General features: G+C 44.5%; 18 protein-coding genes. 9 read left to right on the forward strand and 9 right to left on the reverse strand.

Features of this window, described 5'->3' with window-relative positions; all coding sequences use genetic code 11:
* Positions 1 to 60 precede the first annotated feature (60 nt).
* Both AC0L6N_RS14930 and AC0L6N_RS14935 read left to right on the forward strand, forming a co-directional pair.
* Positions 61 to 2,142, forward strand: a complete 2,082-nt coding sequence (locus tag AC0L6N_RS14930) for a M13 family metallopeptidase (RefSeq protein ID WP_473475547.1) — start codon at positions 61 to 63, stop codon at positions 2,140 to 2,142.
* Positions 2,143 to 2,308: 166 nt separating this feature from the next.
* Positions 2,309 to 2,557, forward strand: coding sequence for a DUF1289 domain-containing protein (locus AC0L6N_RS14935; RefSeq protein WP_041714556.1), 249 nt, complete (start codon positions 2,309 to 2,311; stop codon positions 2,555 to 2,557).
* Here AC0L6N_RS14935 and AC0L6N_RS14940 read toward each other — a convergent pair.
* Entirely contained in the window at positions 2,554 to 3,495 is a 942-nt protein-coding gene (locus AC0L6N_RS14940; RefSeq protein WP_473475549.1) for an alpha/beta fold hydrolase, read from the reverse strand. The genes AC0L6N_RS14935 and AC0L6N_RS14940 overlap by 4 nt on opposite strands.
* Before the next feature lie 125 nt (positions 3,496 to 3,620).
* Between AC0L6N_RS14940 and AC0L6N_RS14945 the strand changes: the two genes are divergently transcribed.
* From AC0L6N_RS14945 to AC0L6N_RS14955, 3 genes are all read left to right on the forward strand, one after another.
* Positions 3,621 to 4,451 (forward strand): HDOD domain-containing protein, encoded by an 831-nt coding sequence (locus AC0L6N_RS14945; RefSeq protein WP_473475551.1) that lies wholly within the window; start codon positions 3,621 to 3,623, stop codon positions 4,449 to 4,451.
* A gap of 193 nt (positions 4,452 to 4,644) precedes the next feature.
* On the forward strand, positions 4,645 to 5,361 hold the full coding sequence (locus AC0L6N_RS14950) for a DUF481 domain-containing protein (RefSeq protein ID WP_041714558.1): 717 nt from the start codon (positions 4,645 to 4,647) through the stop codon (positions 5,359 to 5,361).
* 49 nt (positions 5,362 to 5,410) lie between these two features.
* Positions 5,411 to 6,148 carry a DUF481 domain-containing protein gene (locus tag AC0L6N_RS14955; RefSeq protein WP_011576094.1) on the forward strand — a complete coding sequence of 246 codons (738 nt, stop codon included), beginning with the start codon at positions 5,411 to 5,413 and terminating at the stop codon, positions 6,146 to 6,148.
* Positions 6,149 to 6,216: 68 nt separating this feature from the next.
* Here AC0L6N_RS14955 and AC0L6N_RS14960 read toward each other — a convergent pair whose 3' ends face one another.
* From AC0L6N_RS14960 to AC0L6N_RS14995, 8 genes are all read right to left on the reverse strand, one after another.
* Complete coding sequence (locus tag AC0L6N_RS14960; protein ID WP_473481347.1) at positions 6,217 to 7,422, reverse strand: hypothetical protein; 1,206 nt, start codon at positions 7,420 to 7,422, stop codon at positions 6,217 to 6,219.
* Between the two features lie 23 nt (positions 7,423 to 7,445).
* Positions 7,446 to 9,803 carry a putative bifunctional diguanylate cyclase/phosphodiesterase gene (locus AC0L6N_RS14965; protein ID WP_473475552.1) on the reverse strand — a complete coding sequence of 786 codons (2,358 nt, stop codon included), beginning with the start codon at positions 9,801 to 9,803 and terminating at the stop codon, positions 7,446 to 7,448.
* Entirely contained in the window at positions 9,796 to 10,404 is a 609-nt protein-coding gene (locus tag AC0L6N_RS14970; protein ID WP_473475554.1) for a methylamine utilization protein, read from the reverse strand. Before AC0L6N_RS14970 ends, AC0L6N_RS14965 begins: the two co-directional genes overlap by 8 nt.
* 159 nt (positions 10,405 to 10,563) lie before the next feature.
* Entirely contained in the window at positions 10,564 to 14,481 is a 3,918-nt protein-coding gene (locus AC0L6N_RS14975) for a FimV/HubP family polar landmark protein (protein ID WP_473475556.1), read from the reverse strand.
* Between the two features lie 407 nt (positions 14,482 to 14,888).
* Positions 14,889 to 15,905 (reverse strand): aspartate-semialdehyde dehydrogenase, encoded by a 1,017-nt coding sequence (locus tag AC0L6N_RS14980; RefSeq protein ID WP_011576099.1) that lies wholly within the window; start codon positions 15,903 to 15,905, stop codon positions 14,889 to 14,891.
* A gap of 40 nt (positions 15,906 to 15,945) precedes the next feature.
* Positions 15,946 to 17,070: a 4-phosphoerythronate dehydrogenase gene (locus AC0L6N_RS14985; RefSeq protein WP_473475558.1), complete on the reverse strand. Its 1,125-nt coding sequence runs from the start codon at positions 17,068 to 17,070 to the stop codon at positions 15,946 to 15,948.
* 229 nt (positions 17,071 to 17,299) lie between these two features.
* The gene (locus AC0L6N_RS14990) at positions 17,300 to 18,193 is read right to left on the reverse strand and encodes an alpha/beta fold hydrolase (RefSeq protein WP_473475560.1); all 894 of its coding nucleotides are present in this window, start codon (positions 18,191 to 18,193) and stop codon (positions 17,300 to 17,302) included.
* Complete coding sequence (locus AC0L6N_RS14995) at positions 18,193 to 18,945, reverse strand: class II aldolase/adducin family protein (RefSeq protein ID WP_473475562.1); 753 nt, start codon at positions 18,943 to 18,945, stop codon at positions 18,193 to 18,195. Before AC0L6N_RS14995 ends, AC0L6N_RS14990 begins: the two co-directional genes overlap by 1 nt.
* 96 nt (positions 18,946 to 19,041) lie before the next feature.
* Here AC0L6N_RS14995 and AC0L6N_RS15000 point away from each other — a divergent pair, with 96 nt between their 5' ends.
* The 4 genes from AC0L6N_RS15000 to AC0L6N_RS15015 all read left to right on the forward strand — a co-directional run bounded on the left by AC0L6N_RS15000 (position 19,042) and on the right by AC0L6N_RS15015 (position 23,652).
* On the forward strand, positions 19,042 to 19,734 hold the full coding sequence (locus tag AC0L6N_RS15000; RefSeq protein ID WP_473475564.1) for a Crp/Fnr family transcriptional regulator: 693 nt from the start codon (positions 19,042 to 19,044) through the stop codon (positions 19,732 to 19,734).
* 135 nt (positions 19,735 to 19,869) lie between these two features.
* Positions 19,870 to 22,023: a TonB-dependent receptor gene (locus AC0L6N_RS15005; RefSeq protein ID WP_473475566.1), complete on the forward strand. Its 2,154-nt coding sequence runs from the start codon at positions 19,870 to 19,872 to the stop codon at positions 22,021 to 22,023.
* 35 nt (positions 22,024 to 22,058) lie between these two features.
* Positions 22,059 to 23,132: a sensor histidine kinase gene (locus AC0L6N_RS15010; protein WP_473475568.1), complete on the forward strand. Its 1,074-nt coding sequence runs from the start codon at positions 22,059 to 22,061 to the stop codon at positions 23,130 to 23,132.
* Complete coding sequence (locus AC0L6N_RS15015) at positions 23,125 to 23,652, forward strand: response regulator transcription factor (protein ID WP_473475570.1); 528 nt, start codon at positions 23,125 to 23,127, stop codon at positions 23,650 to 23,652. The genes AC0L6N_RS15010 and AC0L6N_RS15015 overlap by 8 nt, the downstream gene beginning before the upstream one ends.
* Positions 23,653 to 23,921: the final 269 nt, after the last annotated feature.

The following is a 23,921-nucleotide window of genomic DNA, read 5'->3' on the forward strand; positions in this document are numbered from 1 at the left end:
TCTCGTGACGTATCACGAACTTTAGGCATAATGGTGTAACATCACTTCACAAGGAAAAATATGAAAAAGCTATCTTTAGTAGCAATGAGTGTATGCATTGCATTGGGTTTGAGCGCGTGTAGTCCTAGCCCTGAAAAAGAGTCAGAAAAAAAACAAGAAATCACAAAAGTCGCTGAGAAAAAGGCCCCTGAATTATCAGGTATCGACTTAACGGCAATTGATAAAACCGTTCGTCCTCAAGACGACTTGTTTCGTTACGTAAATGGTACATGGCTTGAAACCACAGAGATTCCAGGAGATAAGTCTCGTTACGGTGTATTCAACGTGTTATATGATGATACCCAAGATCATCTTAAAACCATCATCCAAGAAGCTGCTGACAGCAACGCCAAGAAAGGCACCAATACGCAAAAATTAGGCGACATGTATAACAGTTACATGAACGTTGAATTAGCCAACTCGTTAGGCCTTTCACCACTTAAAGCTGAACTTGATAGTATTAACAATATCAGTGATATGAAGCAAATATCGGCTAAATTTGGTGAGCTTTACACTAAAGGTATTGGCGGGATCTTCAACTTCTATGTGTCACCTGATGCTAAGAAACCTGAAGTTGTTGGTATGTACTTAGTGCAAGGCGGCTTGACCCTGCCTGATCGTGACTATTACAGTAAAGACGAAGAAAAATTCGTTAACTTTCGTAATGCAACACAAACATACATGGCAGCTCTACTAGAAAAAGCTGGCGTAAGTAACCCTGAACAAGCCGCTTCAGAGTTAATGGATTTAGAAAAAGACATAGCTTCCAAGCATATCTCGCGCGTAGAAAGCCGCGATGCGGAAAAAAATTACAACAAACGCAGCGCGCAAGAAGTAACCAACCTAATGGGCAGTAGCTTTGACTGGCAGGCTTATGCTGATGCTAGCGGTATAGGCAGTGTAGATGAGGTCATCGTGCGCAACATGCCTTATTTTGAAGCAGTAGGCGAGATATACGCTAACCATGACGTACAAGTTTGGAAGAACTACCTGACTTATAATTTGATCGATGCCTATGCCACACGTTTAGATGAAGAGCTGGTAAACCTGCATTTTGATTTCCACTCGAAAACTCTCAATGGGATCCCTGAGCAGCAACCTCGTTGGAAACGCGCTGTCGCCGCAACCAGTGGCGTATTAGGTGAAGTACTAGGCCAACAATATGTTGAGCGTCACTTTACCCCTGAAGCGAAAGCAAAAATGGATGAGTTAGTTAAAAACTTGACTAAAGCGTACGGTGAAAGCATTGATCAGCTCGAGTGGATGACGCCTGAGACTAAGAAAGCAGCACGTGAAAAACTCGCAAAATTTACGCCTAAAATCGGATATCCGGATAAATGGTTGAATTACGATGATTTAACCATTGCCGCAGACGACTTGGTTGGCAATTATCTGCGTTATTTCGAATTTGATCACGCCGTAGATGTCGCTAAAATTGGCAAACCTGTCGATAAAGCTGATTGGGGCATGACACCGCAAACAATCAACGCTTACTACAGCCCAGTGCGTAATGAGATCGTCTTTCCAGCGGGTATTTTGCAATCACCGTTTTTTGATATGACCGCTGACGATGCCGTCAACTATGGCGCAATCGGTGCAGTCATTGGTCACGAAATCGGCCATGGCTTTGATGATCAAGGCTCAAAGTACGATGGTGAAGGCAATCTACGTAGTTGGTGGAGCGACGAAGATCGCGTCGCTTTCGATGTGCTTGGCAAAAAACTTGTTGCCCAATTTGATGCTTTCGAGCCTATCCCTGGTCAGAACGTTAACGGCGAGTTGACCCTTGGCGAAAACATTGGTGATTTAGCCGGTGTAACCATAGGTTACAAGGCATATCACATGTCATTAGGTGATAAAGAGGGCAAAATAATTGATGGCTTAACGGGCGATCAACGCTTCTTTATGGGTTACGCCCAAGTCTGGCGCAGCAAGATGCGTGAAGATGCTCTTCGCGCACGTTTGCTTAGCGATCCCCACTCACCTGGTGAGTACCGCGTGAATGGTATCGTTAGCAATGTGGATGCATTCTATAAAGCGTTTGACGTGAAAGAAGGCGACAATATGTATTTGAAACCGGAAGATCGTGTAAAAATCTGGTAGGTCAAACATCTCAGTTCTACACAATCTGATATAAAAAAGCCAACTAGGGTTTCGCACCCTAGTTGGCTTTCTAGTATTTTGCCAACCGGTTTGTGTCACCTAAACAGTACCAATTGTCCCTCGCTCGACGTAAACTTTATGTTAGCCCTCAAATAGGAACGTCCTGTTGCAGCAACTTGAAATATTCCACATTGAAAGTCCTTGTATTGGCGTTTGCCAAGCAGGCCCACGTGGATATTGCTTAGGATGTTATCGCTCTAGAGAAGAACGGTTGCACTGGATCAACTTAGACGATCAAGTAAAAAGTAAGATTGTGAAGGCTTGTGCTCTGCGTAAAAAACGTGCTTTTGCGCGAAAGCGCAGCCAAGACGCACCTCCCCCACACCCGCCTATTCAGGGCGACTTACTAGACTAAACCGCGGCTTTTAGTCGCTCACTGACCTTTCTTAAATCTGCACTGTGTGCGATGTTTGCTATATCGCTGACGATAGACTGCCACAATTCAATGGGCAACGTATGCCCCATTCCAGCATAAATTTTCAATATCGCGTTATCAATTGCGCTCGCGGTTGCTTGGCCGTTATTCACTGGAAGCAAGGGGTCACCCTCACCGTGAATAACCAATGTTGGTAGAGATAAGCGATTCAGGTCGCTGGTGCGATCCTTAGCCGTTAAAATAGCAGCAAACTGGCGTAGTACTCCATCTGTGCTAACCCCTATTTCATAAGCTCGCCGCACTAGATTTTGCGTTCGAGGTAAGTCGAAGGTATAAAAATGACCATGCAGTAATCGCCAAAATCCAACACCACTTTCGATGCATTTTTCACGCTCTTTAGGCATCGGTTTCAACAGCTTAAGTAATACCATTTTGTCAGGCTTATACAGGTTTTTATCACCGGTACTAGACATAATAGATGTCAAGCTCAGGACGTTTTGCGGATGATGTATGGCCAATAGCTGAGCTATCATTCCTCCCATTGATGCGCCCACTATATGGGCTTTAGTGATCCCTAATTGCGCCATCAAACTGACCACATCATCTGCCATATCTTTTAATGAATATGGGGTAGAAACCGTTGCGTCAAACAATCCACTTGCCGCCAACTGCAATAAATTCGGAGGCAAGCTATCAGCCAGTACTGTGCTCTCTCCCACATCTCGATTATCGAAGCGGATCACCCAGAAGCCTTGTTCGGCGAGCATGTTACAGAACCCATCTTCCCAGAAAATGCGCTGAGCCCCTAGCCCCATAATCAGCATGATTGAGGGGTTTTCGCGCTTACCAAAAGCATCAAAAGCAAGGCGAACAGCGCCGGCGTGATTTCTCAATTCTACAGGTAGAGCATGGGGCATAAATAAGGACCTAAATGAAGACACTCCGTTTTGGCCTGTAAAAGCGCCTTTAGTTCAATGTCAATATTGCAACAATGAGGGCTATACTGAGCGACTAATAATAATAAAAATCAAAGAGCCAGCTTATGTTCACTGCTGATGAATACGCAAACCGTGCCACTGAGTCATTCGCTTTACCTAAAATTTGTATACAAATTCGCACGCTGCTGGACAGCAACAATGCCAGCACGGACGATATCGCCAGACTTGTCTCTACCGACCCTGCCCTTAGCTCCAAACTTCTGAAGCTGGCCAACAGTGCCTTGTTTCGTTTTGAATCTCAGGTGGATAACATTAATAAAGCCGTTAATGTGGTGGGCGGTGAAGCGCTGTATAACTTAGTGATGGCCGAGACGGCTGGCTCTGCGTTTGAACATTTCAGCAACGACGTCATTGATTTAAAGCGTTTCTGGTTACAGAGTATCTACGCTGCATTGGTGGCTAAACATTTAGCAAAGATGACGCAAACCCGCACCAGTGCTCGGTATTTTGTTATCGGCTTATTGCACAATATTGGTGAACTCATCGTGGCTGTACAAACCCCTGAATTGGCAATTGCCTGTAACGATTACGACCAACATGTACCACCTTGGAAACGCCAAAAGTCAGTACTGGGATTCTATTATACGGATTGTACTCATGCGTTGTTAAAACAATGGGGACTCCCTGGGCATTTGTACCAAGTGTTGCCAGATGCAAACAATGAAACGGCCGCAAACTCGAGCCGTGAAACAAGCCTAATGTTTATAATTTGCCGCGTAGCTGTTGCTATGGTTTATCCTGATAAGTTTAGTGCTATGAGTGTGATTCACCCGATGATTTTGCGCAAAGCGGGTTTAGAAGAACAAGACATAACGGACGGTATAAAATTCGCACACATGGAAGCACAAACTATGATTGAACTTCTTAGCCCCTAATGTTCTAGTAGTAGCCTAAAGTAGAAGGCTTCAGCCATGTTTATGGATGCATTTACTATCCCGTTTAGCTATACTGCACGGCATTGTCTTTTAGCTACCTATCATGTTTCGAAGAATAATGCTTAGATACCTCATCTTGCTGGCACTATGTTTCCCCTGCCATGCTCAAATAAACATTATGCGCTCACTCTACATGTCCGACAGCGGTGGAAACCTTCCAGCCTCTGGAAGCAACATCACGGCCACCGGTGAATTAGGTTTACTGTATAACAAGGGCAATACCAACTCTTCCAGTGTCAATGCTAAATTTAATATCAGTCACGAACTCGAGAAATGGAGCTATCAAGCGATTGCCAACACTCGGTATAAGACCTCAAAGGAAGCAGATGATGGGGGGGATGAATATGATGTCACTACGGCGCAGAAGAACTTTATCTCCACCCAAATAGACTTTAAGCTCGCCTCGCCGGATGAACGGATCTTTATTTACGCCGAATATGAAAATGATCGGTTCGATATTTATGACTACCAAACTTTAGTCGCCAGCGGTTGGAGCGAACGCCTTTGGCGTGACGAGTTTAGCGAGTTCAAATACAGTGTAGGACCGGGTTATGCTATCGCTGAAGCCAAAAACGACGAAGAAAATGATGACTTACAAGGCGTCATTCTACGTACTGCTTTGGAATACACCTTAGAAATATCTAAATCAGCGCAGTTTCGCCAGTTTATCAGCACAGAAACCGATCCCGAATACACCAAAACAAAATCAGAAACGTCACTTTCCACTAAAATATTTGGTTCATTAGCCATGAAGCTGTCCTTCATTATGGAACACAACAGCAACGCCGAAGTGAGCCAAGAGAGCCTAGATACGGAAACCGCTGTTACGCTTGTTTATCAATTTTTCTGATGCGCCATCGCCCTAACAAATTTACTTTTCAACTTAAGGATATTTTTAAATGAAAAAAACGCTTATCGCCACTGGATTACTCCTTGCGGGAAATGCCTTCGCCCAAGAAGAAGTTAAACCATTTTCTATGGATGGCGAGCTGGGCTTTATCGCTACCTCAGGTAACACAGAAACCACGTCTTTGAATGCTAAGTTATCTGCTCATCAAGAGTTAGAGCAATGGAGTAATGATTTCTTATTCGAGGGTTTATATAAGAAAGATGATGTCACCCTTGATGATGATACTAGTGAAAGCCAAACTACAGCGCAGAAATTCTTTATCTCTGGTCAAGGTAACTACAAGTTAGCCAACCCTGATCACCGTTTATTCGCGTTCGGTTCATACGAAGATGACCGTTTCAGCAGCTTTAATTATCAATCAACCGTTGCCGCGGGTTGGAGCCAAAAGTTGTGGGACAACGAAACCACCAAGTTTGAATACAGTGTGGGTCCTGGTTACTCTTTTGCTGAAACCTCTGAAGGCGAAGACGCTGATAGCTTCATCGTTCGTGGCGCATTGGGCTTCAATTGGAAAATTTCTGATACCGCAACGTTCAAACAAACAATGAGTACGGAAGTCGGTGAAGATAACACTAAGTCTAAGTCCATTAGCTCTATCTCAGCCAAAATAAACAGTTCATTATCAATGAAACTAACCTTAACGTTCGATCACAACTCAAGTGTGTCTGAAGGAATAGAAAAGCTAGATACGCAAACAGCAGCAACCATCGTTTACACTTTCTTCTAAACAACGGTCAAGCTTAAAAAGAAACGGCAACCATGGGTTGCCGTTTTTGTATCTATATATTTATACTGCTAGCGCCATCTGTACTGCGCCACGGCAAGGGTTTGTTGCTGATTTTGTCTTTGTTGTTCGCCGAGCGTCGAACGAATATCAGCGCGATTACGATTAAAATGTTGCTCTAGCCCCACTTGCCAATTTTTATCAATAGTATAGCGCCATGCCAAGGTCATAGCCTGCCCGTCGCTGTTGTTTGGATCATCTGGGAATATGTCATCTTCCCTCACCTCAAAGTCATCGTAGCGAGCGCTGAATCGATGTGAGCCGACTTTGTGGCTGTACATCACATAGTATGCATCGAAATTAATGTATACGAACCGCTGCCCCATGTGGCTGCTGCCTGTTAACCATTGGGCAATGAATCGTCCATTTGGCGTGACGTCATGTGAGAACGCTAACGAATGAAACTTAGTACGCCAAGCGTATAAACGCTGAGAATTCACGACGTTTGGATTGGCTTGATTGTCGTAGAAATAATAACGGACTTTGCTTCTGTGATAGTAATTCAGGTGTGCACCTAGGTAATACCCCACTCTGCTATCAAGCTCATGAAATGGCTCCACATAAGACGGATGAAAAATTCCGTTAGGATCCACAACCGTAGGGTAATTAGCGAAAACAACTCTATCATTGTGCAAGCTTTGTCTATCGTGCATTGCAAAGCCTCGCCAGCTAAGCACGGTACCCAAGGTATCGTTGCCTTTAAATGCCCCTGCTGTTACTTCCCAGGTCAATGGACTGCGACGACTGCGCCCGGAACTAAATAACGATCCCTCGATACCCGCAACCCTGAGTTCTTCACCAATCCAACTGTTGATAGCAGATTGCGTATAGGTATAAGGCGATAGCCATCCTAAATCAACATTCTCAAGAGACAAACGCGGGTAAAAAAAACCTGCTCGCCCTTTAAACCGGACCTGGCGATGAGACAAAGGCTTATAGTGTATGGTGGCTTGTGAGATACCCAAGCGCTGTTCACCTAACTGATACAGGTTAGCACTGACATCATAGGAAAAACTCGATGATAGCCGATCCGTTATTCTCAATACGCCTTGCTGTAAATGCACTGCATTATCTTCATACGCAAGAATACCGGTTCCTTTATCAAGCCACGGTGCATGCTCATCACCGTGCACAATATTCACCTGAATGAGGCCGCTGAGTTGCTGGGCACTGACGGGGATTTGCCAACCGACTATTACATAAAAGCCGAGTAACATTACAGGCGCGAAACGCGATAACCTCATTGTGAGCACGAAGCCAATCCCTGCTCGGTAAACATTTCATACCAAGAGATTAATTCATCAGCACGCAATGCCTTAGTCATATAGTAGCCTTGCGCCTTGGTGCAACCGACTTCTCTTAAAAATTCTAACGTTTCAAGGTCTTCAACTCCCTCAGCTACGGTTGTAAGCCCTAAATTTTGCGCTAAGCTGACTAGCGTTTTCACCATCACTCTGTCTTCTTGGTTTGTGGCTAGCGCAAGTACAAATGCCTTATCAATTTTGAGTTCATCTACCGGCATTTTTTTCAATTGAGCCATCGAAGAATACCCCGTACCAAAGTCATCGATAGACAAGGTAACCCCCATATCTCGGAGCAGGTTTAATGCCTTAAGGGCATTTTCTGGATCGCCCATAACCGCGCTTTCAGTCACTTCCATTGTCAATGCACTGGGGGGTAAATCAAACTCATTGAGCAAAGATTCAATGCTCGCTGGTAACGATAAATCAACCAAATCGATCGCTGAAATATTCACTGCCACGGAAAAACATATGTTCTTATCACGCCATCGTTTGACTTGCTCACACGCTGTTCTCAATGCCCACTGGGTAACGTGGCGAATAGCGCCTGTTTGCTCGGCTAGTGGAATAAAATCATCAGGGGGAACGAAACCATGTTCAGGGTGAAACCAGCGTATCAGGCATTCCAGCGTCTCTATTTTGTCGCTCGCGATGGTTAACTTCGGTTGGTAATGCAGCTCTAATTGTCCCTCGCCTAACGCGCCTTTAAGCTGTGACATCAGGCTCAACCGAACCACTGAGTGCTTATTAAGTGCATCATTATAAAGGGCGAATGGATTATGCTGATCTTTACAACTGTACATCGCAATATCAGCACATTGCATAAGTCCTTGCAGCGACGAAGCGTGCTGTGGATAAAGGGCAATCCCCATTGAGCAGTCCACATCTAGTACTAGATTTTCTATCTTAAAGGGCTGCTCGAACACGCTCAGGAGATTTTGAGCCACATCTTGCGGGCGTGTATTGGCCTCTTGAAGGCCGACCCAAGCATATTCATCTCCCCCTAATCGCGCACAGAAACCCTTGTTTTGCGTATGACTATGCAAACGCTTGGCGATGGCAATAAGCAGTTCGTCGCCTAAATCATGACCTAGGGTATCGTTTATCTCTTTGAATCGGTCTACATCTATCATCAACACGATCAACTCGCATTCTGGTGCTTGCCTGATCATGTCGCTGATATGGTTAGAAAACTGGATGCGGTTTGGGATATGAGTTAGCTCGTCAAAATATGCCAGTTGGTGAATTTGCGCTTCACGATCTTGGATACCTAGTTGCATATCACTAAAAGCGCTGGAAAGCGTTTCTACTTCTCGAGTATTTGCACTAGGAAAACTATCAACATTCTCACCGGCACGCATTCTGCGCGCGGCATCTATCAATTGCTTCAATGGCTTGGTGATTTCGCGTGATAGCAGTGTCGCACCTAACAAACCCAGCGCGGCAGCGGCCAACAAAATGAAGATTAATTGACCAATTAAACTTTCATTAGAAAGAAACGCATCATCTTCGTCCATCGACAATACAATAAAAGCCGATTCCCCTTGCCAAGTGCCAAGCTTAAAAGCACTGTAAATGATGTTGGTAGAATTTAATGGTAACCTGTGAAGCCCTTGCGATTTAGCGATTTCGCCTTGCTTTTGGCCCGCGACGAAATGCGCTTCAGGGGTCGCTCCCAACAGCACACTGGCATTGCCACCGAACAGTGATATTTGCATATCGGTTAAATCCACCAGATGTGGTGTGAACAATTTCTTTGCATCAATCCCCATCACGACCCAAGCATTGATATGGCCTGACGTTTCGACAAAGCGTACTGGTGTTGAGCGCATAAGGTAGTTACGCCCTTGGTAAGTAAACCAATGTAACGCTGCTTTGGAGAAAGCAGGAACGACTTGCTTGCTATTTTCAAACGGCGATTGCGCTTCAATAAGTGGTGTGAAGTCTTTACTCAAAACCCAGTAGATATCTGCTCCTAAACGGCTTTGGTAGTTTGACATAGCGGAGCTTAATGAGCGTTGATCATTTTTAGCTGTTGCTATGAGTTGCTTCATGCTGAAATCTTTGGCGAGTGTGGCCATTCCGTTATCTAGCGCACTGGCTCGTCCCTCCACATTGTCCTGAACGACCGCAGCAGAAGTTTGAATATGATTCATTAGTTGAGCACTAGCGTGTTTGAACGTGGCTTGCTGTACGAAATAAATGGTTACCACGACGATAATACTGAGCAAAAGCAAAAATATGAAAGACATCCGCATTTGCAAAGATGGTTTAATCAATACGCTTTTGTTACTCATATTCACCGAATTCATCTGCCGCATCTTCAAAAGCATTTACATCAGGTAACAGAGCAGAAGGCACACTCATACTCACGTGAGTATCACCTTGTATTGATAACATCATTTGAAATGACTCTGGGCTATCGCTAATACGTGGATGCCATGCTTTAAGAGTATATTCACCGTCAGGCACGCTGATTGTCACCTCGCCTGCGTGGTCCGATTTTTTAAAATACGGTGTATCCACTACATAGATGTAACCCAGCATCCAGTCATGCACGTTACACCCCATTTCCACCACTCCAAGGTTGTCGAACAATAACGGATCCGCCCGTAAGCCCTTATATAACTCTAACTCAAACACCTTGGCGCTAGAGAACGAGTATACGTGATGCTGAATCGAGTCAGAATTAGGAAAACTCACTTGAGTGTTACGCTGAACAGCAAGAATATGCGGGTAAAACTGGGTGTCGACTTGATCCATGATCGCCATGTTTTCAACAGGCTCGACAGATACCGTTTTCGGTATAAGATAAACCACAGCATTCGCCAATGGTTTTTGCTGATTATCCAAAAGGGTAACCGCAATGTTGCCAGCAAAACTGACTGAATTTGCCATGATTAGCAATAGAAAGAGAATGAACCTGGTCACAGCCGCCTCAATTTTTTGAATAATACTAACTTATTTTTTGTTGATGTATTATATAAAGACGCTTTTTTACGACATTTAATGGGGCTAAGACAACGAAATCACGTCGTCTTTGTCATAGTTTCTTACTTAGTCATTTTCGGATAGGCTAGCCAGCACACGCTTAGCTTCATCTGATTGCGGGGGGTGTCCGTTTTCGATGATTTCTTCAAGTAGCTCCGTAGCTGATTCTGTCTCACCTATTTCGATATAGGCATGCGCCAAATCAAGCTTAGCGCCAAAGCCGTCGTCACTGTCCACGTCAATATGATCAACGTCGCCTTGTGCCCCTGAAAACTCCCCCATCACAGACTCTAGATCTAGCGCTTTTTCCGGTGAGGGATCCGCCGTGATACTGTCATTAAGCAAGTCGTCAACGTCCAGAAAATCGCGCTCTTGTTCATGGGGATCGCTTTCTTCCAGTAAGGTTGCGATGTCCACCGCGTCGTCAATATCCTGTCCGGCTTGATTGGTATTGCTGGGTGACGGCGTGTTTTCGGTCGTTGCAGAAATGGCGTCGCCCAAATCTTCATCTAAACTTTGCAACATGTCATCGAATGAGGCGGATTCTAGGTTCTCGATGGCCCCTTTGTCGTCTTCATCTACTTCGTTTAACCAGTCCCCTAGTTCAGGGAATTCATCTAACTCTTCACTGTCTTTATCAAAGGACGGTGCTAATGATTCGTTATCAGATAACGCTGCGCTATTGCTAGAGTTATCGTCTAGAACAAAGTTATCTAGCGCACGCTCTAACTCATCATCATCAAAATCACCTATGGCATCTATGTCGTCTAAATCCATTGCATCAGATGACAGCTCACTTTCCTCAGACTGAGATGGCACTACACTGGTTTCAGGCCCATCGTCGTCAAAATCTGCAAGTGCTTTTTCTAATTCACCGTCATCGAAATCACTCAAGCCATCTATATCATCCAAATCCATAGGATCAGACAAGGTGTCGCTTTCACCCGCTTGAGAGGGTTCGTCATTTGCCTCAGCTGTCGATTCATCGAAATCAGCAAGTGCTTGCTCTAACGCATTATCTTCATCGAGAACATCTGATGCAGTATCTAATTCCAGCTCTTCATCTTCTGCCTCGTCGACTGATTCGTCAGCGGCTGTCGCCTTAGATGCGGTTTCCTCTGTTAACGGCTGTGATTCCTCTGTCACAAACTCGTCGGCCTGCTCAGCTATCGGTGTTGATGCTTCATCGCCTTTGCCAGGCTCTTCTTCTGCAGGTTCGTCTATTAATTCGTCAGCAATTGCTGCCTCAGGCAATGTGCCCTCTTCTAACAACTCTGATTTATCTGCTGTAAGCTCTTCAAGCGGCTCATCCTCTGTCGCCGGCTTTTCATCTACTGAGTCATCTACTAACTGGTCAACATCTGCTGCTTCTGGGGTTAAATCTTCTTCTGGAAGCTGTGATCCCTCTGTTACAAACTCGTCGACCTCCTCAACCGTCTGCGTTGATTCTTTATGGTCTGTCCCAGTCTCTTCAAGCGGCTCGTCTTCTGTTGTCCGTTTTTCATCTACTGAGTCGTCTACTGACTCGTTAGCGTCTGCTACTTCTGGGGTTAAATCTTCTTCTAGAGGCTGTGATCCCTCTGTTACAAACTCGTCGACCTCCTCAACCGTCTGCGTTGATTCTTTATGGTCTGTCCCAGTCTCTTCAAGCGGCGCGTCTTCTGTTGTCCGTTTTTCATCTATGGAGTCATCTACGGAGTCGTCTACTGACTCGTTAGCGTCTGCTACTTCTGGGGTTAGACCTTCTTCTAAAGGCTGTGATCCCTCTGTTACAAACTCGTCAGCCTGCTCAGCTGTCAGCGTTGACTCTTCATCTTCTGATTCGTCAGTGTTTGCCGCCTCTGGGGTTAAATCCTCTTCTAGAGGCTGTGATTCCTCTGGTAATGTTTCCTCTTCTGAGAGCTCTGATTCTTCTGTTTCGAACTCGTCGGCCTGCTCAGCGGTCAGCGTTGGCTCTTCAACTTCTGTCTCAAGCTCTTCATCTGCTGTCGTCAAATCTTCTACTGACAGATTTTCAACATCATGTTCAATTTTTTCAGACTCATGGCTATCAGCTTCAGCAAAAATATCGCCTAGCCCTTCTGTAATCTTGTCTAATTCCTGAATATCATGTTGCGGCGTACCGGTAAATTCTGGCTCGGATGCATCCTCTTCGTCGGGGAGCATATCCTGCATCATCTCGACTTGTTCAAGTTCATCAATCAAGTTGCTGGTGATGTTGTCTAGCTCTTCACTTTGCGATGCAATCTCTTTATCGAGTTGCTCGAGCATATCTTCATTGATGGGATCATCTGCATTTACTTCAGATGATTCTGGTAACTCAGGTTTAGGCTCAACGAGTAAATCATCAATACTGATCTCAGGTTGCTCATCACTGTCATCTACCTGGGAGACTGCACTATCCTCGCTTGATGTTTCCTGTAATAGCTCGTTAGATGCATCATCAGTGGCTTCGACGTCCGGGTCATCCGACTCGTTATCGTCTAAATCTAAGTCTTCATCCCCTAGCTCTTCAACAATTTCGGCTTCGGTTGCGCTTTCTACTTTCGCCGACTCGTCGAGATCTATATCAAAGTCAAACTCTTCGTCGTCTGAGGCGCTCGACTCCTCTGTGTTTTCAGGTTCAGGAGTTTGTGCTTGCGTGTCGTCTATTTCGACCTTCTCAGTTTCGGCTTCTTGCGCGTCAGCCTGAATTTCTTCCTTATCTTCATCAGACAGGCTGATGTTATCCATTTCTTCATCAATTTCAGCCAACAGATCGTCTTCATCTTCGAATAGGTTGTCTAAATCATCTTGGTCAAGTTCGTCACTCCCTGCTTCAAACTCTTCTGTCGGGTTGAGTTCGTTATCTGGCACCAACATATCATCGCCAAGATCATCGAATTCTTCCTTTCCAGCAAGTTCTGATGTGTCATCTAACTCTTGCGTGTCGTCAAATGAGTCTTTCAGCTCTTCTGCTAATACATCGTCGGGAGCATCTTGTTCGCCAAATAAATTATCGTCATCTAATTCCGAAGTTAATTCTTCGCTCAATGCATCAGACAGATCATCCATCTCACTGGCCACGTAAGTATCAGCCGGCTCATCTTTTGTCGCCAATAAGTCTAGATCCATCTCCTGCGGCTTTTTACGCTTTACTAGCCAGAAAGCAAAACCACCTAAAATAAGCAAAGAAATTAAGATAGAGGAGATAATCAAGGTCAGTGGTTTCATCAGCCAATCTGTGAAACCGCCTTCTTGCTGCTGTGCCAACGCTTTGGCCTCAGCATCACGTGATTTAGCGAGAAGCTCTTCAATGCTCTTGCCCATTTGCGACATTTGTTCGTCTCGGATTTCTTCTTGATTGCGAATTTCTGCTAAGTCTTTGTTAACCGAATCAAGGCTTTCGAAAACGCGCTGGTTTTCATTGAGAATAGTTTGAACGCTGAGAATAGACTCGGCAAATTGTTGCCGAATTTCTTGAAATTGACGATTTTGTTCCTCATCGATAGCACCTAAACGTTTTTCAATTATGTCTTTGGTTTCGTCTAAATCGTCTTTACTGGCTAATTTTTTATTGACGTTACCTGTTGCGCCATCGCCAAGAGTTTCGCCACCTAAATTAAGTAGCTGATTGTCGTAGCGCACTTTTGAAATAGCCTGAGCTTCGTTTACCCTATTCACATACTGAGACGCTGGTAGGCGTAAAATCGCCCCGTCTCTCATCAGGTTTATGTTATTGCGTTCAAAAGCATCGGGGTTAAGCTCGTAGGTCGCGAGCATCACTTGATATATGGAGTGATTGGTATTCTGTCTTGCATCGCTTGCAATACGCCAAAGTGTGTCAGCGGCCGTTATTGGGCCATATGTTTGACCTGAATAATCGGAATCGCTGCTTTTGGGACCTTTAATACGGATTTGCTGAAAATCGGCTGCGTGTAAACCAATAGAGAAGTTTAAGGTGAGGCTCGCTACAAATAAGAGGGCTAGCGTTCGCAAATTCATTGATCCTTTATGCCTCGAAATTAGGGTAAATAAGCCGCCATCTGGTTATTTACAATATCATTTATTATTATCGATACGCGTACTTGCATACAACGAATCACAGCAAAAAATATTCCACAAATTCATAAACTAAGTGGATTACATCTTCACGTCTTACTATAAACCAGAAGATTCAGATGATCTAGAATGGCCTAGTCGCCACTTTCTTATCAATTCATCTAAGAACGGAACAACTCAAACATCACATGATTTATGATAAGGCTACGTTTTATTATCGACACATGCAGTAAAAATATGAATATATAAACCATCAAACTATAAGCGAATATTAGCACTATCGGCTGCACAAATAATTAACCCACGGCCGTGAAGTACGCACCGTGGGTCAACATTAGTCTATTCGGTGATTACATGTAATCGCGAATAAGCACCTCTGCTATTTGAACACTATTAGTAGCAGCGCCCTTGCGCACGTTGTCAGAAACAACCCACATATTCAGGCCGTTGGGGTGGCTAATATCGTTACGAACGCGCCCAACGTGAACATCATCGTTTCCGCTCGCATCACTTACTTGAGTAGGAAAGTCGGCTGGGTCTGCTTTTAAAACAATACCCGGCGCTTCAGCCAATAAGTTTTTCGCATCTTGTGCATCAATCGGAGTACGCGTTTCTATGTGTATCGCTTCACCGTGGCCATAAAATACCGGAACACGCACTGCGGTGGCATTCACACGAATGCTTTCGTCACCCAAGATTTTCTGGGTTTCCCACACCATCTTCATTTCTTCTTTGGTGTAATCGTTATCTAAAAACACATCTATTTGCGGAATTACGTTAAAGGCGATTTGACGACTAAACGCTTCAGGCTTTGCTTCTTGCCCGTTTAGGAGCGCGGCGGTTTGCTTCGCCAGTTCATCCATAGATTCTTTCCCGCCACCTGATACAGACTGGTAAGTGCACACGTTAATGCGCTCAATACCCACTGCGTCGTGGATTGGTTTAAGTGCTACCATCATTTGGATGGTTGAACAGTTAGGGTTAGCGATGATGTTGCGGTTACGAAAATCAGCCAATGCATGAGCATTCACTTCCGGCACCACTAGAGGGATATCCGGTTCATAACGGTAGTGCGATGTATTATCGATAACCACGCAACCTGCTTCTGCAGCGATAGGTGCAAATTTCTCAGAAACACTGCCGCCTGCTGAAAAGAAACCTAATTGCACTAGGCTCCAATCAAAAGTATCTGCGTCTAGCACAGTTACTTCTTCACCCTTAAACGTCACCGTACCACCAGCAGAACGTGAACTTGCCAATGGGTAAAGTTTATTGACTGGAAATCCTCTTTGTTCAAGAATTTCAATCATGTGTTGTCCTACTAAACCAGTAGCACCCAACACGGCGACATCAAAAGACCGAGACATGTAGCATAACTCCTAAAATGTGATTGTTTATTTAAGTAACTTATTTACGGTTGAATCCGAGGGCGTAGATTGCCTCTGATCCGCTATAATTTCCAGTATTTACGCTAAGTGCAGCGAATTCTCTTCGAATAGAATAGTTTTTTCGGATATATCTAAACTGATCCGGCTGTTCAATGGTCTCCTTAAACTGCTTAGAGTCCTTTCGAATGTCGTACACACTAAGCACTAACGCACTTAGTTGCGCTTGCCCGCTTAGTGTTTCATCAAGCGTAATACTGCTTAGCTGGGGTGCCGGCAAATAATCGCTAAGCTTTTTTGTCGCATTAAAGCCAAATTGTTCGCACACTTGCTGATAAAGCATTTCAGTACCGCGCGCCTTTCCCTCAACAGTGTGCCCAGCGATGTGTGCCGTAGCTAATGCGATATAGGGTACGAGCGCTTGGTCGATATCTGGTTCGTTTTCCCACACATCTAACACAACATTTAGCTTGTACCCTGATTCAAAACTCTTTAGCAACGCTTTATTATCAATGACTTCACCGCGACAGGCGTTAATCAAAAGTTGGTCTTCACGCAATTGTCCAATACGTTTTGCATCAAACATATGCCCTGTATTGTATTGACCGCCTTCAATTAAAGGCACATGCAAGCTAATGATATCGCACTGCATGATGGTATCCATATCGACAAAATCTCTGGTGTCGCCAGCATCGGCCAACGGGGGATCGCACAGATGGTAGCGAATACCCAGCGCTGTCAGTTTCTCAGTTAATCGAGTGCCTACATGGCCCGCCCCGACAATACCAACCGTTTTAGTCGTTAACTGCCAATCAAGCTTTTCAGCCATAACGAACAATGCACTAAGGACATATTCGGCAACGGCTACGGCATTGCAGCCCGCTGCAGAGTGAATATCTAATCCGCGGCTGCGCAAGTAATCTTTATCGAGATGATTAGTGCCTGCGGTAGCAGTACCCACATATTTGATGTTTTGATTAGCTTTAAGAAGCTCAGCATTGACCTTAGTCGTCGATCGCACCAATAACACGTCGGCATCTGCGACAAGCTCACCATTAACGTCTTTGTGGGAAAAAACCTGGCTGTCACCTAACCCTGCAAAAAATTCAGCAGCATAGGGCAGACTGTCTTCATAATAAATTTTCAACTAATGAGACCTCATAGCACGCCAGCGAATTTCCGCTACGCCTGAAAAAAGAGCGCAAGTATGCCACGCTGAATCAATAAGCTAAATGCCCACAAGGGATTTTCTAAGGTGTTTAGGCAATGGTCTAATCACTTGCGTCTCTGAAAGTAGACCAAACCCGCGATTCAATAGATGCACACCCTATAGGTTTATCAAAGCAACCCAGGTTATTGATCTATCAGCGGTGTCATTAGCAATGTAGAGCCACAAATGCTTGATATAATTCTGTGACTTGCTGGGGCGCTTCAAGTTGAGGATAGTGACCCACATCCAGTTTATAGGTTTGAGCGCCAGGCAGTAATTTTTCAAATTGATGTAACATGTGCTGACCCGATATGGGATCGTGTATGCCGTTCACAAAGCACTGGGCAACGGGTGTATGCTGCATGGCAGTTAGCCATCGAGCCCCATGCACTTTGCGCTCATCTATATAGCCCAATAAGCTTGGCAGTACTCGTTTTCCTTGCTTCCATTCAAGTAACTCATACAAAATTGCAACGTGCTGTACTTCAGGCTGGCTTCGCGGGCCAAAGATTTTCGCAAAGCTGTTGTGCAAACTTCCTAAGCTCATGAATCTTGCCACCAACGATCCTAAAGGGCTTTTAAGTAACGTTTGTGTGAGCAACGGGCGATGATGATCCGCAAACAACCCTCCATTTAAATAACAAAGGCTTTTGATGTTCAAGCCCATTCTTTTTTCATGTTGGCGAGCCAATAACTCTTGGGCAACTGAGTCTCCATAATCATGAGCAAGAATATGGCATTGGCCAATTTGCAAATAGGTCATCAGTTTTTCAACAATATCCGCTTGCTCGAGCAAACTATAATCGTATTTGTGCGGCTTATCTGATAACCCAAGACCCAGTAAGTCCAAACACACTAACCGGTATTTTTGACGTAAAACCTGCCATTGATAGTGCCAATCCCAAGCTGCGCTGGGAAAGCCATGGATCAGTAAGATCCACGGTGCGTCATTTGCTACAGCTTCCTTGTCTTGTGCTGTCCAGTAGGCAATTTGGTGCTCACCAATTTGTGCGTAACTCGCACTTGATTGGTATTGCGCAAGACTAGGAAAATCACGCATTATTCGTCGTAGCCTGGATTGGTGCGATCAAGTTTACGTAAAATACCCGGCCAAGCGAGAGCACCACCTGCTGAGCGTGTCACTTGTTGTGCTTGCGCTCTGATACCGGCCAAAATTTGCTCTGAAATGGAAATAAGTCCTTGTCCTGATGCTTGCGCTTGCAGCTGGATCTCACAAGAGCGTTGCAACAAGAACATCCCCAAAAATGCATCCGCGATAGAGTCTGCGCAGGTTAACAAGCCATGGTTACGCAAAATCATAAAGTTGGTGTTGCCAAGGTCGGCCACCAATCGTTTTTTCTCCTCTGGGTTTAACGCAACCCCTTCATACTCGTGATAAGACATAGAGGATAATGCAAATAAAGACTGTTGGCTCAGAGGCTGTAGCCCTTCTTTTTGAGTAGAGACTGCAATGCCGGCAGTCGTGTGCAAATGCATCACACACTGGGCATCCTCGCGAGCTTCATGCACAGCACTGTGAATAACAAAACCGGCTGGGTTGATGTTGTAATCAGACGCCATCACCTTTTCGCCCTGTAAGTTAACTTTCACTAAACTCGATGCGGTCACTTCGTCAAACATCATGCCGTATGGATTGATCAAAAAGTGATGCTCAGGCCCAGGCACTCGCGCTGATATATGGGTAAAGACCAAATCATCCCAACCATAATGAGCGACCATACGGTATGCAGCCGCCAAGTCGACTCTGGCTTTCCATTCTTGTTCACTGACATGTTGCTTTACTGATGACATTTATTTACTTCTTTTCGATTGTTAAATTTGTGTTCACAACTTAATCTACCGATACCATTCAAACTGTCGCCTATACGACAATCAAAGATAAATCCCATGTTATTAGACTCGATCAGGCCCATTCTTAGTCAAAGCTCTTGGTTCAAATCACTTCCTCAAGACGCGATTGAACAGCTTGTCACTGCGGCAAAATTAAAGCGCCTAGACACAGGTCAATTGGTCTATCAAAAACATGATTTAGGCGACGGCTTGTATTGCGTTATGTCAGGCAAGGTGCGTTTAAGCAATGTCACACTCGAAGGAAAGGAGCTCATTTTAACCTGGATGCAACCCGGTAATTGGTTTGGGGAGATTTCACTGTTTGACGGATTGCCTCGGGCTCACGATGCTCATGCAGATGAGCCCTGTGAGTTACTGAAAATATCGAGTCAGGATTTTAAAGCCTTGCTGATTGAGCGCCCCACGCTTTACCCACATTTCATGCGTTTGCTGTGTCAGCGCATTCGCACCACATTTTCGTTCATCGATGAAACCGGAAGCTTGTCTTTAAAAGGAAAATTATGCGGCCGCATTTTACTGCTCGCTGAAGGCTTAGAGCATCAAGCTCCTATCGAAAACGGCTCGAGCTTGTGCATTTCTCAAGAGTCTCTGGCCTTGATGCTGCACAGCTCAAGGCAAACGGTGAATAAGCTACTGCAAGAATTACAGCAGCAAGGCGTTATTAAAGTCCACTATGGGAAAATAACCATTGTGCAGCACACCATGCTTAAAACCCTATGCCAGATTTAGCGCTTGCTACACCCGCACTAAATACTTAACACCCATACGGTTGTGCAGACATGCTTGGTGCGACAATTTGTCGCGTTTTCAGCGCCTATCGCCCTTTATATAATGGTGCTCTAATCAAGTCATATAAGATAGATAATGAAACCGTCATCTCCTCGCTCATCCTATATATGGTGTTTATCCCCCGTCGCTTTGGCCATCAGCAGTACTTTCTCTTTTGCAATACATGCTGAAGAAACCATTGAAATAGTCGAAATCAATGGTCATCAACAAAATAATGCGAGTCAACTAGGTTCCGTTGACGAATTGTTAAAGCGTCAAGGTGTCGATTTTTCTGCTGCAGGCGGCATGTCGAGCTTACCGGTTTTGAATGGCATGATGGGCGACAGGGTAAAAGTGTTAATTGATGGTGCTGATATTACCGCCTCTTGCGCTAATCACATGAATCCGCCTTTATCATATGTATCGGCCAACCAAGTTCAGGTACTGAACGTTGTTGCTGGGATAAGCCCTGTCAGCGCAGGTGGTGATAATATTGCCGGCGTTATTAGCGTCAATGAGATCGCTCCACTGTACTTGGAAGGTAACGATGTGCGTTGGCATTCAGGTTACGACTCAGTGCAATACAACAGTAATAATCAAGCAAAATCAATAGGGCTAGGGGCCCGTGTGGCAAGCCAAAATTTTAGTCTTGATTACCAAGGGGCTTTTGAGGATGCAAAAAGTTACGAAGACGGTCATGGCAACACAGTATTAGACACGTTATACAGGGCACAAAACCACGCATTAACTGTCGCTGTAAAAGACGATAAACAACAGCTCGCTGTTAAACTTACCCACCAGAATATCCCATTTCAGGGATTCCCTAATCAATATATGGATATGACTGACAACAAGAGTTATGGCATGACTAGCTTGTATCGGCGTCAGCTTGATGAGGGAAACGTTGAAGTTCAAGTAAATTGGCACGGTGTTAAGCATGAGATGGGATTTTTCAGTGATGAAAAAACCGGCATGATGCCCATGAAAACGTCGGCAGATGATTATAGTTATAGTTTGAACTGGCAATTTATTACCAGCACAAACAATACCGTCAATTTTGGACATGAGTACTTTGAGTATCATCTAGATGATTGGTGGCCTGCAGTTGAAGACTCTATGATGATGGGGCCAAACAATTACATCAATATTAATGACGGTAAGCGTCAGCGAATAGCTGTTTTTGCTGAAACATCTCAGTCACTCAATACCAATTGGTGGCTATCTGCTGGTATACGCCTTGAGCAGGTAACGACCAATACCGGTGAGGTTCAGCCTTATACCAATGACACATTGATGGACATGAGCTCAATGCATATGTCAATGGAGCCCAGCATGTCTATCAGTGCGTTAAACAATAACGATGCTGCAGATATTTTCAACGCAATGAACAGAAAACGTAGCAATACGTTAATAGATGCGACGCTCAGTACGCGCTACTTATTTGATGCCAGCCAGCAAATAGAATTGGCTATTGCCCGTAAAAGTCGAGCACCCAATTTATACGAACGTTACAGCTGGGGCGTCAGTACCATGGCGACCACAATGATAGGTTGGTTCGGTGACGGTAACGGTTATATAGGCAACCCCAACCTAGCACCAGAAACCGCCCACACTTTGAGCGTCAACTATAGCGATTCGCCAGTGAATAATGAATGGAAATTTAGTGCCAATGCTTGGTATACGTCTGTAAAAGATTACATTGATGCTGAAATAGTGAGTTCCTTTAATCATGCCTCGTCCGGTGCTGGCAACAGGAATATTCTGCAATTCACAAATTTAGATGCAACCTTATATGGGGTTAAGTTGAATGGGTCAATTCAGTTCTTAGATTCTGAAAAATGGGGGCTATGGCAACTGAACGCTAATCTATCCACCACTCGCGGCAAGAGGGATAACAACAAAGGTGATTTGTATCAAATAGTGCCACTTAAATCCGAATTGAAAGTCGAGCAAAAAATGGGGAACTGGCAAAACGCAATTGAATGGCAATGGGTAGCAAGTAAGAAAGATACAGATGAACGACGTTTAGAAAATAGCACCAAAAGCTATCATCTCGTTAACGTGAGCAGTAAATTAACTTGGCAAGACGTTACCCTATCATTTGCAGTTGATAACTTATTTGACACTTACTATGCGTTACCTATGGGTGGTGTAAGCATCGCCGAGTATAAAATGGATACCAGTCAAGGCTTCAGCCAATTAGCGGGTGCGGGGCGGTCTGTTAATATTGGCCTGAGTTACGCGTTCTAGTATTCTTGTGCGCTTTAGTTAAGAGCAAATAGCAAATGTTGTTACTGATGGCAATGGCGTCTAAACGTCAAATACGCCTAATCCCCTGGTTAATGCTGTGTTTGTTGATGCTGGAAGTCATTAGCATTAATACCTTAATAGCGCTTAATGGTGCCGCAAGTAATCCATTTAACGCGATACTGCTGGTTCCATTAGTATTGGCCTTTATGTTACTCCCCTTAGCGCATGCAGGGGGCTTGTTAATATTGAGTATCATTGCGCAATTTTTTCAAGTGCTATTGCTACCCGAACATGTCCATCATCAAGGCATGATGCAAGAGCACTCATATGCCATGGTTGGAAGTTTTGTTTTAACCAGTTTACTTATTGCCATCGTAGTGTGTTACTTCCGTTATCAAATTGCGGATCGTGAACGTATCTTACAGAAACTACGAGAGCGCCAACTGCGAGACGAGCAACTACTGGCGATTGGAACCGCTGCAGCGCAATTAACACACGATGTAGCGACGCCAGCTCAATCTATACGTTTATTATTAGAAGAAGGCGCCGAGCAACAACGTTCAACAGGATGGTTACATGCGTTAGAGCAACAATTCCAGCGTATCGAACAACAGTTGCGCAATTGGCGAGTGGTTGCCGATGATGTAAGAGAACAGCGGATGCATAGATACAAGTTGGATGAATTAACCGATTCATTACGTCAGCTAATGCAAATATCTAGGCCAGAAGCAGAAATCCAGTGGCAGTCACAACGCAATGATAAGCAGCAGTTTATATTGGCAGATCGAACGCTACTGCCAGCGCTTACAAGTGTCATCATCAATGCATGTGAAGCGGCACTCAAAAGCCATAACCAGCGTGTATTGGTGAGCACTAACATAAGCAAAAGCGGTTGGCATTTGCAAATAGAGAACGAAGGGAGAGCCATGCCAGAGGAGGCTATCGCATCATTGGGTAGGCGGTTTTTCCCTAGTCACGAAGGCCACGGCATTGGTGCAGTTTTGACTAACGCGACCATCGAAAAATTTGCAGGGAAAGTAAATTGGCAGTTCAAAAACGACACCATGATAACCACGATTTATTTGCCTTTGGACAATACGCATGCGTAGCCTAATACTGATTGACGATGATGAGGCATTCCTAACCGTCATTAAGCGACGATTTCTGCAAACAGGCTTATTTACCGTCACCACTCACACCAGTGTTAGCGAAGCCTTACTGCAACCTGTTTCACCAACTCACGGAATATTACTCGATATGATGCTCGGCTCCGATTCAGGATTAGACAGCATCGAGGCATTAAAACGACATTTTCATCCTACCCATCTCATTATGCTTACTGGCTATGCCAGCATAGCGACTTCTGTGGAGGCCATGCGCCGTGGTGCAACTGACTACATTACCAAACCGATTAGCTTTCAAGAGCTTGTACTGCGCTTCCAAGAAATCCCCAGTTTGAAGGAGCCTCCTCAAGCAAAACCTATGACGCCTGCTCAAGTTGAATGGGAACACATACAGCGAATTTTACTCAGCCACAATGGCAATATTAGTGTGACTGCCCATGCTCTGGGTATGCACAGAAGAACCTTACAACGAAAGTTGCAGAAATTTTCACCAAGCAAAAGTTAATACCAATATGGCGCGCTAAAACAATAAACGACAAATATAAAAATAATGTGATGCTAATGTGCATATGCTAATACGGATGAAACCAACTTCATTGAATATGATTAGCCATACGCCCGCTGAAAATTCCAAATGAAATCCAATACTAAACAGCATGGCTTTAATCAAACACGCTTTTTTAATATTCGAATGCCACAAAAATATACATTTATGTCTAATATCATTCATGTTGTCGCCCGTTAAACTCGCTTGGATTGATACCCAAAGATATA

This window comes from Paraglaciecola sp. G1-13 (assembly GCF_055809255.1).